We start from the raw sequence: 13,240 nt of genomic DNA, 5'->3' as shown, positions 1-13,240 counted from the left end.
CTTTGGTAATTTTTATTTCCATTATTTATATATTATGAAATATTTATTTCATTATACCCTGTAATCAGCCCTTTTACAAAAAAATATTTCTTTTTCTAATAAAAATGAAATATTTATTGCATATAAATGATATCTGTACTATCTTTAGGAGAAAGAATAAGGATGTGTTTACTTTGCCGATAGTTGCTGCTATCCAGTTGCACTCCAAGCCAAACCAAGCTACTGAAAACTTCAATACAGCGGTTAAAATGGTTAAACTTGCAGCGGCACAGGGAGCTCAGCTTGTGGCACTCCCAGAGCTATGGGAGTGTGGCTATTATTTATCCAAAGAAGAGTTTGAGCTTCTCGGAGAACACAAAAAAGGACCTACAATTTCCAGTTTCCAAATGCTCGCAAAGAAGCTAGACATAGTATTGGTCGTGCCCTTTATAGAAAAAGGGAAAAAAGACCTCTTTATTTCTACTGCTGTCATTGAAAAGACGGGCGACTTGCTGACTTGTTACAGGAAATCTTTTTTATGGGGAAGAGAAAAAGAAATCTTTTTACCAGGTGAAAGAAAATACGAAGCTATCCAAACATCAGCCGGTAAAATCGGAATATTAATATGCTATGACATGGAATTCCCCGAACCAAGCCGACAGCTTGCATTGCAAGGGGTTCAGTTGATTATCGCGCCGTCCGTATGGAGTATACCTGCCGAACCTAGATGGGATATTCAACTTCCTGCCCGGGCCCTCGATAATACCGTCTTTGTTTTAGGGGTGAATACAGTGTTTGAAGGAAGCTGCGGAAAAAGCAAGCTGGTTGGCCCTGATGGAAAAGTGCTGGCTGAAGCACCTCGGGATGAACCTTTTATTTTAATACATAAGATGGATTTCAGTGTGATCGAAGAAGTGAGAAAGAGAATTCCTTATCTGGAAGATTTCAATCGTACAACATTTGCTAAAGGATGAGTGAGATGAAAAATTACAATGTCTACAATCATATTGCGGAAAAGATCCCTGAAATGAGTAAATCTCATAAGAAGATCGCCAGCTATATTTTGAACAACACAAATGTCGTTCCTTTTTTTAACGTGGCGACTCTCGCAAAAAAAGCCGATGTGAGCGAAGCGACTGTTGTCCGGTTCGCTTCTTTCCTTGGATATTCGGGCTATCCCGAGCTGCAGTCCAGGATGCAAAGCTCAATTCAGAAGCAGTTGACCACAACGGAGCGATTGAAGATGACAACCGATATATATGACGACCGGGACCAATCGATCTATGACATTTTTTACGACGATATGGAAAATATCAAGTCGACCATGGAAAAATTGGATATTGAAAAGTTTCACCAGGCGGTAGGCCTTTTGCAGGAAGCAAATAAAATATACATTGCAGCCAACCGCAGCGCCGCGGCGTTGGGGATTTTCCTTCAATATTATTTAAACATCATTTTAGGACATGCGGAGATGGTTAGCTCCGTCGAAAATTTGTCCGAGCAATTGTATAACCTAAATGAAAAAGACGTGGTTATCGGCATCAGCTTTCCACGTTATCCGAACAGCACTATTCAAACGCTCGCCTTTGCCAAGGAAAGAGGATCGAAGACAATATGCATCACGGACAGTTTGCTCTCACCCTTGATCCCCCATTCTGATGTTGCTCTGACTGCAACAAGCCAAATGCCGACATTCATTGATTCATTTACTGCTCCGCTAAGCCTGATCAACGCACTTGTGGTGAGTATCGGAAAAGGCAGGATGAGAGAGGCGGAAGCCCGCCTTGAAAAAATAGAAGCAGCGTGGGAGCGCTTTGGAATTTTTCATATGAGGGACACTTTTACTGAATAAAAAAGAACAGGGTTTGTGAGGCAACCCACATACCCTGTTCTCTCCTATTGATCAACTGTAACACAAGGGGCTTCAAAAACAACGTTTCCATCGGAAATAGTGAGTTCAACTCCCGCATTTGGAATATCCTCCGCAGGTATATCAAATAAATTTTGTTTTAATACAACGATGTCTGCCAGCTTACCCGCTTCAAGCGTTCCGAGTTCATGTGAATACCAAACATCTTTTCCGCAGCTGTCAATTCTATTTATATTTCAAATGGGATATCCCCAATCATCTGGACTCAATTATCCGGATCCAAAAGGCTCTTAAAGGCAAGAATACCTCTCTGACATTTACCCAAATAGAAAAAGACCACAAAAGTGGCCTCAAATGGATCTTGTCTGGTTCGCCCCTCTTTTCAGCATCTGCCCCGTGACAAACTGAAGCCAGGCATAGACTCCGATTTTAACAGTTTCTGACACTGAAGAATCCCTGCTCGGATCTAAACAGACAAAATCAATATGGCGTACAGACTGACGCTTCCCGATTTCAAGTAAAATATCAAACAACTCCATGGACGTCATTCCACCCGGAGTCGAAGCCGGTACCCCCGGAGCAACTGAAACATCAAGCACATCCATGTCAACTGTAACATAAATACGGTCCGTAACTTTTGTTAAATGATCCAACGCGGCCTGGACCGTATGGACTAGTCCTTTTTTGCGAGCTTTGTTCAATGTAACCATTTTGACTTTATGCTCCAATGCATAATTGACGAGCGGCTTGGCATTAAAATAGCCATGAAGCCCGATATTCACGACATTTTCCCCTTTTACCATACCGCCGTCAATCAGCTGGCGGATCGGAGTTCCGTTGGCTGGCCCCAATTCCTGCGGATCCCGAACATCCAGATGGGTATCAATCTGGAGAATTCCTATCTCTTCACTGGGGTGGTATTCCTTGATTCCTCGGACAGCGCAAGCCGTGACGGAATGGTCTCCCCCTATCATGCATGTAACAGATTGAGGATACTGCTTAACTAAATGTGCTGTCGTTTCCTGAATTCTTTGATGGGATAAAAGAATATCCGTCGTATGCATTGCGATATCTCCGGCATCCGCTACATAAAACGGCGCCAAATCGACGTTTTCATCCAAATTATAAGTCGCAAAGTTTTTCCACAACCGTCGAAATTCCAATGGATATAAAGAGGCTCCGGAGACACTGATGGACGATCTGGAAATCGGCGCTCCATAAAGGACCATATCCGGCAAATCCCCCTCTTTTAATGGACGGACCCACTGATGGACAAATTCACGATAGTCATTTGGAACGGTCCAGGACCATTCCGGGGTTTGAAGCCAGTTCTTACCCATCCGCTCTCACCACCTGTACACCATTTTTCCAGACCGACTTCATATGATTCACGCCAAACAAATATTGAAGCTCCTGATAATTTTTCACATCCCACAGAACAACATCCGCCTGCTTTCCGACTTCGAGCGACCCTACGCACTCCTGGCGGTTGATTGCACAAGCGGCATTGTATGTCGCCGCAGTCAATGCCTCCGCTGGAGTCATACGCATCAAAATGCATGCAAGGTTCATGACAAGCGGCATCGATGTTGTCGGCGACGAGCCCGGATTGGCGTCTGTCGAGATGGCGACAGCGACCCCTTCATCTATCATGAAGCGACCGTTAGCCGCCTTCTCCCTTAAGAAGAGTGCCGTCGCAGGTAGAAGACAGGCAATTGTTCCGGATTTCGCCATCGCCCGCACGCCTTCTTCCGAAGCTTTCAACAAATGTTCCGCTGAGATGGCCCCAATTTCAGCTGCCAACTCAGCGCCGCCGTAAGGCTCAATCTCATCGGCATGAATTTTCGGAATCAGCCCATAATGCTTTCCTGCTTCCAATATCCGCTTTGATTGCTCCGGTGTAAAAACCCCTTTTTCACAAAAGACATCGTTGAACTCAGCCAGCTTTTCCCCTGCAACTACTGGAAGCATCTCTTCAATCAAAAGATCGACAAACTTATCTTCTCGACCTTTATATTCAGGGGGCACCGCATGGGCGCCCATAAAAGTAGGCACGAGATCAATAGGGTGTGTCTGTTGCAGCTTTTTCATGACACGAAGCTGTTTCAGCTCGGTCTCCAAATCCATTCCGTAGCCGCTTTTCCCTTCAACCGTTGTCACACCATGGGATAAAAAGGAATTTAGCCGACGTGTTGTTTGTTCAATCAACTCTTCTTCCGTTGCTTCTCTTGTCATTCGGTTGGTTGCATGAATGCCGCCGCCGGCGTTCATGATTTCCATATATGAAGTGCCCTCCAGCCGCATTTCAAATTCCTTTTCACGGCTTCCCCCATAGACAACATGCGTATGGGGATCGACAAGACCGGGAGTCACAAGCAGGCCTGATGCATCAATCATTTCCGCTACCTTTGCCCTTGCTGAAAATCTTTGTTCAAGCTCCTTTGTCGTGCCAACAGCTTTGATTACTCCGTCTTCCAGCCACACGCTCCCATTTTCGATGATGCCTAAATCTGACATGTCTGCTTTCGTTCGCGGCCCTTCGTTTTCAGAAGCCAGCGTTGCCAGTTGGGCAGCGTGTTTGATCCACACAGGCATTGTCATTCTTGATCACTCCCTTTCTCGAGCATCGGAATCTTCATCCCTGTTTCATGAGCCTTATTTATTGCTGTTTCATATCCTGCATCCACATGACGGACAACGCCCATGCCGGGGTCAGTCGTCAATACACGTTCAAGACGTGCTTCCGCCTCTTTTGTACCGTCGGCAACGATGACCATCCCCGCATGAAGTGAATATCCCATGCCTACTCCGCCCCCATGATGGACAGAAACCCATGTTGCTCCACCGACTGCGTTAATCATTGCATTTAAGATCGGCCAGTCCGCTACAACATCGGAGCCATCCTTCATTGCTTCAGTTTCACGGTTTGGGGAAGCGACAGAGCCTGAATCAAGGTGGTCACGTCCGATTACAATCGGCGCTTTCAGTTCTCCGCTTGCTACCATATCATTTAATATTTTTCCAAAGCGTGCTCGCTCCCCATATCCAAGCCAGCAAATACGGGACGGCAAGCCTTGGAATTGAATTTTTTCCTGCGCCATCCGAATCCAATTGCAAAGGTGTTCGTTATCACTAAACTCCCTCAGTATGGCTTCATCTGTTTTATAAATATCATCCGGATCACCCGAGAGCGCCGCCCAGCGGAAAGGGCCCTTTCCTTCGCAGAACTGGGGACGAATATAAGCCGGAACGAAACCAGGGAAGTCAAAAGCATTTTGCACTCCTTCGTCTTTGGCAACTTGACGGATGTTGTTCCCATAATCAAATGTAACGGCTCCTTTTTCCATCATCTCAAGCATGCCTTCAACATGCCTTGCCATCGACGCTTTAGCACGTTTCACATATTCTTCCGGATTAGATTTTCGCAAAGTAGCGGCTTCTTCAAGTGACATTCCTGAAGGAATGTACCCGTTTAGCGGATCATGTGCCGATGTCTGGTCCGTTAACACGTCAGGGATAAAGCCGTTTCCGATCATCTCCGGAATCAGTTCAGCGGCATTCCCCAATAAGCCGATTGACAACGCTTTGCCCTCGTTTCGTGCATTTCTAGCCAACTTCATTGCTTCATTCAAGGTATGGGCCTTTACATCTGTGTAACCCGTTTCGATTCTGCGGTCAATTCTAGACTCATCCACCTCAATCGCTATGCATACCCCGCTATTCATGGTTACCGCCAGCGGCTGCGCTCCGCCCATTCCCCCCAGCCCGGCAGTAACAGTAATCGTGCCTTTTAAACTGCCGCCGTAATGCTGTTTGGCAAGCTCCGCAAACGTCTCGTAAGTCCCCTGAACAATCCCTTGAGACCCGATATAGATCCAACTTCCCGCTGTCATCTGTCCGTACATCATTAATCCCTTTTTATCAAGCTCGTGGAAAGTTTCCCAGTTGGCATAAGCCGGAACAATATTCGAGTTTGCCAATAGCACCCGGGGAGCATCTGCATGTGTTTTAAAAACGACAACAGGTTTTCCGGATTGGATGAGCAAAGTTTCATCATTTTCCAGTTCTTTCAGTGAACGGACAATCGCATCGAAGCATTCCCAGTTCCGTGCAGCTTTCCCTATCCCACCATATACCACAAGCTCGTCAGGTTTTTCTGCCACTTCTTCATCCAGGTTATTCATCAACATACGCAGAGCCGCTTCTTGCTGCCATCCTTTCGTATTTAACTCGTTTCCACGATAACGCATAATCTTATTAGGTGTGATCGGTTCCATATTATTACCTCCTGTTTATTATTGAGAAGCATAAAATCAGACAAAATATTTTGTTCAAATTAAGATTTTATATGTCTGGCTCCAGGCGCCATTGGCTCGGGGTCACAAGCCGGAAGGCAGTTTATTCAGGAAGAATGTGCTCTTGCGCTTGTCGCCTTCGCCAAGGGCTGCGCACCTTCCGCTTTTCTTACGCCTGTAGCTCCGTAATACCTTTTTTGTCAAAGAAGATATCTTCTTTTCTCAGCCATTCGGACATATTTTCAATGTCTTTGGAAAATACACGATCTGAATGAATAAACGGGACAATTTTCCTTCCCTTTTCTAAAAAACCCCTTGTAGCAGCCGCCATTTTTTCTTTTCCACGTATTTCTGCCGCCTGCATGCTGCAAATTGCTTCAATAGCCAATACCCGACGCGTATTGGCAACAATTTGGTAAGCATGTCTGGCTCCAATTGTCCCCATACTCACATGATCCTCTTGATTTGCTGAGGATGGGATCGAGTCAACACTTGCCGGATGAGCAAATGTTTTATTTTCAGATACAAGGGAAGCTGCAACATATTGCATAATCATCGCACCTGATTGCAGGCCGGGCTTTGGACTCAAAAATGGCGGTAAATCATTTAGCTGCGGATTAACTAGGCGTTCAATCCGCCGTTCTGAGATATTCGCCAGTTCTGCCACGGCGATGGACAGGAAATCCATTGCCAATGCAATCGGCTGTCCATGAAAATTGCCGCCGGATAAAACCTTCTCACCGTCATCAAAAATTAACGGGTTGTCAGTAGCCGCATTCATTTCAATTTCAAGCTTTTCTTTCACATAATTCAGCGCCTGCCATGTAGCTCCATGCACTTGTGGTATGCAGCGGATCGAATAGGCATCTTGGACACGCAGTTCTCCTTGTTTGGTCGACAAATAACTATCGTTCAGATAGCTGCGGATTCGTTCAGCCACTTCAACTTGCTCCTTATAGCCGCGTGCGAGTTGAATATCTTCATCAAATGCATCAGTGATTCCTCGCAGTCCTTCTATTGTTATAGATGAGATTATTTCGGCCTGATACGCTACCTTTTCCGCTTCTAAATATGCAACCACTCCCATCGCTGTCATTGCCTGTGTCCCGTTTATTAGAGCCAGCCCTTCTTTGGCCGTCAACGTAATCGGGAATACCCCTTCTTTTGAAAAAGCATCAATCGAAGACATTCTCTTTCCCTTATAAAAGACTTCTCCTTCTCCAATTAACACAAGGGCCAGATGGGAGAGCGGAGCCAAATCTCCGCTGGCGCCAAGAGAACCCTGCTGTGGGATGACCGGATGAATTTGCGCATTGACTAAATCTAGCAGTCTTTTAATAACAACAGGACGCACACCCGAAAAACCTTTCAACAATGCGTTTGCCCGAAGCAGGACCATTGCCCGTGAGACGATTTCCGGAAAAGGTTCACCAACCCCGCAGGCATGGGATCGTATTAAATTCAACTGCAATTCTTCCACGTCCTCTTTACCAATCAACACATCGCTGAATTTTCCAAAACCTGTATTAATTCCATAGACAACTTTTTCCTCGGCAACAATTTTTTCAACGGCTTCCCGGCTTTTTTGAACCAACTTCATACTTTCTTCAGTGAAACTAACCTTTTCGCTCTCAAACAGAAACTTATGCATTTCAGAAAAAGTGAGTGATTGACCATCTAGTGTAATCATTCTATTGGCTCCCTTCATATTCCTTTAGTCAGATAAAGCAAAAAATACAAAAGGGGCTATATCATAAAAATCAATAACGATTTCATGATATAGCCCCCTACTAGCTAGTAAACTATGGGCAAATTATATATGATTTATTCCTAATCCAATTGTCTCGTGTTCAGAACCCTTGACAGGTGCACCAATTGTGCCGTATAAAGAAACGGCAATCCACTCTCCTTCTTGCTCGTTTATATAGGGGTTTCCCCGCAACACGGCAAAAGTCAAGCCGACCGTTCTCAATATAGACCCCAATTGCACCTGGCCTCTTGTAACACCATGCAACGCTTCAATGATAGCATGGTATAATGCATGCGATTCCCGGTAAACGTCCGTCTGGATAATCCCATTTTTCTTGGCCGCTGTTTCAATTGCAGCAACTACCTTATGGGCATCCATTGAGCCGACTTTTCCAACACAGCCCTTCCAATTTGACTGCTCCAGCTTTTTCATCTGCTCAGCCGGCTGGTCGGACAGCAAAAGAAGAATTGCGTGACGGCCGATTCGAAGATCTTTATTCAATGTCATATGAACAACTCTTTCCATTTACCGATAAACTCACTAAAAGCTAATGACTACCTAAATTGTAAGCGCTTTTCACAAGTGTGTCAACCGGAATCTGTGAGACACATTTTTTAATAGACTTGGCCGCTAAGCACGATCAATTAATAATTCCTGTTCCTCCTGGATCTGTCCCTCAAGCATTGTTCCAAATTTACTGTAATTCGTATGCCAGGAAAAAGCTTTTTCGAGGACATGCGGGGTCTGTCCTCCACGTTCAAGCGCTTCTTCGCAATAAGCCCACAGCTGGTCCCGGTACAACGGATGTACACATTTTTCTATGATCAATGGCGCCCTTTCCCTTGGAGCAAGCCCCCTTAGATCCGCATAGCCCTGCTCAGTTACAACGATATCGACATCATGTTCTGTGTGATCCACATGGGACACAAATGGAACAATGCTGGATATATCACCGTTTTTTGCAATTGACTTGGTCACAAAAATGGCTAGTCGGGCGTTCCTGGCAAAATCGCCGGAGCCTCCTATCCCATTCATCATTTTCGTTCCGGAAACATGCGTTGAATTGACGTTCCCATAAATATCGAACTCTAAGGCTGTATTAATGGAAATCAATCCGAGCCGGCGGATGATTTCCGGATGATTGGACAGTTCCTGCGGACGCATGATCAGCTTGTCACGGTATTTTTCAAAATTACCGAAGACCTGGTTCATTTTTTCTTCTGACAGAGTGATGGAGCAGCAGGAAGCATAATTTACTTTTCCTGCATCAATCAGATCGAATACCGCATCCTGCAAAACTTCCGAATAGACTTCCAAATCTTCAAACTCGGAGTTGATCATTCCGTGCAGGACGGCATTTGCCACCGAACCTATTCCTGATTGCAGCGGGGCCAGGTGCTCGGTTAGCCTGCCCGCTTTAATTTCACTTCGGAGAAATGAAATTAAATGTTGGGCCATCATTTCAGTTTCATGATCCGGAGAAACAATCGTTGAAGGGGAATCCAATTGGTCAGTAAAGACAATTCCTTTTATCTTCTCCAAGTCAAGTGGGATTCCGGCCGTACCAATTCGGTCTCCTGTTTTGGTCAGCGGAATTGGAGCCCGTTCTCCCTGTTCTTCGGGATCGTACAAATCATGCAGCCCTTCCAGTAACATGGGCTGCGCCATATTGATCTCAACAATAATAGATTTTGCATGCTTCGCGAAAGATAATGAATTCCCAATTGACGTTGTCGGGATAAGCATCCCATCCTCTGTAACCGCAATCGCTTCCAATATGGCTACATCTATTGAATCGATCGTATTTGCCCGTACATATTCCGCCGTATGCGAAAGATGGTGATCCACAAATAAAAGCTCTGCATTATTGATCTTTTTCCGCATGGTAGGGTCTGCTTGGAACGGAAGTCTTTTATTGATCATCCCATTTTCCGCAAAGATTTTATCTATGTCAGAGCCCAAAGAAGCTCCTGTAAATACATTTACCTTTAACTTTTCCTTTTTTGCCCGTTCAACAAGGGCGAACGGAACCGCTTTCACATCACCTGCACGAGTAAATCCGCTTAACCCTAACGTCATCCCGTCTTGAATCCATGAAGCTGCTTCTTCAGCTGTTACGAATCGGTCTTGTAAGCGAGGGTCTCTTATGCGATCATATTTAATTTCCATGAAAAATACCCCTCTTTCTCAGGCTATAGTTAAAAATAATTTTAAATGACTTAAGCCGATTATTGAGAAATTGGGGTTGAAATAAGGGAATGGCTGTCTAAAGCACAAAATTCGCTGCTTAAGGCAGCAACTTTTAAATAAACAATTTGAAAAATTAGACTAAGTTAATCTAAAAAAGGATGAGTGCTCTTTCTAGCTCCGGTGCCTTCGCTTTTCTTAAAATCCAAGCAATTTCCTAAAGTAGCTGGAGTAGGATTGGCTGACCGGTATCTTTACCTCGTTGTCCATTTCCAATATAAAAGTGGAATGTGTATCCGGATAAATTGCACGAATATGATGGACATTGACAATATAAGAACGGTGGCAGCGGATAAAAGTATCTCTCGGCAGCAGGTATTCAAATTCCTGCAATGTATCTTTATGCGTACCGGAATACCCATCAGAAAAAACGTGAGTCTTCCTGTCTTTTACTTCTAAGTACTTTACCTTTTCAAACGGTATAGGGATCCAGCCATCATTCGTTTTAACAGTGACAACTGATTTTCCTTCACTTAGAACAGGATAAATGGCAGTGACGCATCCTTCAAGTTTCCCATCCTTCTCGAAAGGAACAGCCATCCCGTGATAAGGGACACCGTAAACTTCACGGTCAATGAATTCGGAGACCTTTTGCTTTGTAGAAAGGGCTTTATATGCGATTGTTCCCTCTTTGATCGGATCGCCCGGTTTGATTTTCAAATCAATCCGCTTGCTCGGCCGGAAATAAATATATTCTTTTGTGTTCGATACAGCAATGGATATTTCATCGGAAAACAGCTCCCCGATTACATTTAAAAGCGAAACCTTGTCCATTTGAACCACCTTTGAATTTTACCTTTTAATAATAAGTATATAATAACCTTTACTGAAACAGCATCAGTAACCGCTTTTAAGTATTGTCGTCCTGTAAGCAGAATCGACTGACTTTAAGAGCTGTTCTGTTAAATTCTTCAACGCATAGACAATGACTGCCATTCCGCGTGTGGATTTATTGCGTAATGACGATGGCCATCACTTTTCGAGAAGACGTACAACGGATTACCTCTACCCGGGATTTTCTGAACGTATGCTGGATGCGCTCTACTCTTCGGGAAGGATAAGGACCAAAATTAGATTTTTGTTTAATGGGACATTGAAAACATTTTATTGTAATTGTATATAAGCAGAAAAAGCATGTAAGAGTGAATCGAGATTCTCTCTTACATGCTTTCAAAATAGGAAAGACAAAATCAGCCTAATTCTGCTGAATTAATATGTGCTATGTCTAGCTTCAGGCGCCATCGGCTCGAGGTCACAAGCTGCAGGGAAGCCTATTCGGGTGAATGTGTTCCTGCGCCATAGCTTATTCGAGGGAGCCTTGTTCAACTCGTCGCAAAGCTGCATCAAGCAATTTCAGTGTTGTCTCTCACGAGGTGATTGAAATCAGCTGCTTTGCTGTGGTGGCTGAGGAACTTCCTCATCAATATTCGCCTTGTGCTTTTCGCCGATAGGCTGGCGGCCTTCCGCTTTTCTTAATATCCATTACGAAAATGTTGTAAAAACGTCTGAAGCCTTTCTGTCTTCGGCTTTTCCAATACTTGCTCCGGCGGGCCCTGCTCCACGATCTTCCCTTTGTCGATGAAGACGACACGGTCGGAAATCTCACGGGCGAAGTCCATCTCATGTGTCACGAGGATCATTGTCATGTTCGTCGTATCGGCGATATCCTTGATGACATTCAGCACTTCTCCGACAAGCTCGGGATCTAGCGCCGATGTCACTTCGTCAAAGAGCATCACCTTCGGCTCCATGACGAGCGCCCGGGCGATTGCCACCCGTTGCTGCTGTCCGCCGGACAGCTGGATCGGATATTTGTGCACATGGTCTTTGAGCCCGACTTTTTCCAACATCGCCAGCGCCTTTTCTTTCGCCTCTTTCTTCGGCATGCCTAGCACATGGACGGGTGCCTCCGTTACGTTCTTTAATATAGTCATATGCGGAAACAGGTTGTACTGTTGAAACACCATGCCGACTTTACCGCGCACTTTCCGGAGGTGGTTCTCGCCGGCGGGGACAAGCTCCCCCTTGACCTCCTGATGCCAAAGCGGCTCGCCGTCCACTTCAATAATCCCTGATGTCGGCTCCTCCAGCGTCATGAGCATCCTGATGATCGTCGTCTTCCCCGATCCGCTCGGCCCGATAATCGTGATCTTCTCCCCTTGTTTTACATCAAGGTCCAGTCCTTTTAAAACTTCGAAATCCTCAAACGATTTCCGGATGTCCCGGTAGCGGACGACCGGCCCGTCAGGCGCGGCTTCCGGCATATCACTAACTTCTTCACGGATTGCATCCTGCATCGCTGCCATCACGCGCTCACTCCTTTATTCGTTTGTTGTCTTCCACGGCTTCTGTTAACCTTTTTCTCCACGTACTGTACAAGCAGCGACGACGGGTAGCTCAGCAGCAGGAAGAGCAGCCCTACAATAGTGATCGGCTCCAGATAACGCCATGTTTCCGAGCCGATGATCTTGGCCGTCTGCAGCATCTCCACAACGAGGATCGCTGAAAGCAGCGGCGTCTCCTTGAATAGCACGATCAGATAGTTTCCGAGCATCGGGATGACAGGCGGGATCGCCTGCGGCAAGATGACCTTCATCCACGTATGCACCTTGGAGAAGTTCAGCGCCGCAGCTGCCTCCCACTGGCTTTTTGGTATCGAGTCGATCCCCGACCGATAGATTTCCGACACATAGGTGCTGTAATGGATACCAAGGCCTAATGCTCCCGTCATGAACGGACTAAGCGTAAAGCCGATATAAGGAATCTGCGGCAACGCATAAAAAAGGAAGAATAGCTGCACAAGCGGCGGCGTGCTCCGCACAAACTCGATGAAGCCGACCGTCAGCCACTTGAGCGGTTTGAAACTGGTCCGCCGCAGCAATGTCAACACAAGGCCCAGCGTCAAAGCAATCAGATAGGCGGACACCGTGGCACCGAGCGTAATCCACATCGCCTTGAAAATCCTTGGAAAAATCTCGATGGCAAAATTCCAATCCCAAGTCATCTGGCCGCCACCCCTTTCGCAGCCTTTTTCTCAAGCCAGCGCGCGCCGAAGATGAGCGGAAGCGCCAGGACAAAGTATAGGAGAAGCAGCATGGT

The 13,240-nt window shown here is 45.7% G+C and carries 12 protein-coding genes; 2 read left to right on the top strand and 10 right to left on the bottom strand.

Annotation, left to right across the window (positions count from 1 at the left end):
* Positions 1-173: 173 nt before the first annotated feature.
* Entirely contained in the window at positions 174-953 is a 780-nt protein-coding gene (locus tag D4T97_RS00065) for a nitrilase-related carbon-nitrogen hydrolase (RefSeq protein WP_235872110.1), read from the top strand.
* Positions 954-958: 5 nt separating this feature from the next.
* On the top strand, positions 959-1,831 hold the full coding sequence (locus D4T97_RS00060; protein ID WP_126046467.1) for a MurR/RpiR family transcriptional regulator: 873 nt from the start codon (positions 959-961) through the stop codon (positions 1,829-1,831).
* 44 nt (positions 1,832-1,875) lie between these two features.
* Here the strand turns inward: D4T97_RS00060 and D4T97_RS20860 are convergent, their stop codons facing one another.
* From D4T97_RS20860 to ehuD, 10 genes are all read right to left on the bottom strand, one after another.
* Entirely contained in the window at positions 1,876-2,073 is a 198-nt protein-coding gene (locus tag D4T97_RS20860; RefSeq protein WP_268920393.1) for an amidohydrolase family protein, read from the bottom strand.
* A 126-nt stretch (positions 2,074-2,199) separates the two neighbouring features.
* Complete coding sequence (locus D4T97_RS00050) at positions 2,200-3,189, bottom strand: agmatinase family protein (RefSeq protein WP_126046464.1); 990 nt, start codon at positions 3,187-3,189, stop codon at positions 2,200-2,202.
* A complete protein-coding gene (gene hutI, locus D4T97_RS00045) occupies positions 3,182-4,450 on the bottom strand; it encodes an imidazolonepropionase (protein ID WP_126046462.1) in 1,269 nt (422 codons plus the stop codon). The genes D4T97_RS00050 and hutI overlap by 8 nt, the downstream gene beginning before the upstream one ends.
* Positions 4,447-6,126 (bottom strand): urocanate hydratase, encoded by a 1,680-nt coding sequence (gene hutU / locus D4T97_RS00040; protein ID WP_126046460.1) that lies wholly within the window; start codon positions 6,124-6,126, stop codon positions 4,447-4,449. Before hutU ends, hutI begins: the two co-directional genes overlap by 4 nt.
* Positions 6,127-6,313: 187 nt before the next feature.
* Complete coding sequence (gene hutH / locus D4T97_RS00035) at positions 6,314-7,834, bottom strand: histidine ammonia-lyase (protein WP_126046458.1); 1,521 nt, start codon at positions 7,832-7,834, stop codon at positions 6,314-6,316.
* A 123-nt stretch (positions 7,835-7,957) separates the two neighbouring features.
* Entirely contained in the window at positions 7,958-8,401 is a 444-nt protein-coding gene (gene hutP, locus D4T97_RS00030) for a hut operon transcriptional regulator HutP (RefSeq protein ID WP_126046456.1), read from the bottom strand.
* A 123-nt stretch (positions 8,402-8,524) separates the two neighbouring features.
* On the bottom strand, positions 8,525-10,063 hold the full coding sequence (locus tag D4T97_RS00025) for an acetyl-CoA hydrolase/transferase family protein (protein WP_126046454.1): 1,539 nt from the start codon (positions 10,061-10,063) through the stop codon (positions 8,525-8,527).
* Positions 10,064-10,279: 216 nt separating this feature from the next.
* Entirely contained in the window at positions 10,280-10,915 is a 636-nt protein-coding gene (locus D4T97_RS00020) for a LytTR family DNA-binding domain-containing protein (RefSeq protein WP_126046452.1), read from the bottom strand.
* Positions 10,916-11,613: 698 nt separating this feature from the next.
* Entirely contained in the window at positions 11,614-12,438 is an 825-nt protein-coding gene (gene ehuA, locus D4T97_RS00015) for an ectoine/hydroxyectoine ABC transporter ATP-binding protein EhuA (protein WP_408021585.1), read from the bottom strand.
* Between the two features lie 8 nt (positions 12,439-12,446).
* Positions 12,447-13,145 carry an ectoine/hydroxyectoine ABC transporter permease subunit EhuD gene (gene ehuD, locus D4T97_RS00010; RefSeq protein WP_126046449.1) on the bottom strand — a complete coding sequence of 233 codons (699 nt, stop codon included), beginning with the start codon at positions 13,143-13,145 and terminating at the stop codon, positions 12,447-12,449.
* Positions 13,146-13,240 lie beyond the last annotated feature (95 nt).

Source organism: Siminovitchia acidinfaciens (assembly GCF_003605385.1).
Classification (GTDB): Bacteria; Bacillota; Bacilli; order Bacillales; family Bacillaceae_C; genus Siminovitchia; species Siminovitchia acidinfaciens.
The sequence above is the reverse complement of the archived record's forward strand: the minus strand, read 5'-3'. Positions and strand labels throughout refer to the sequence as shown.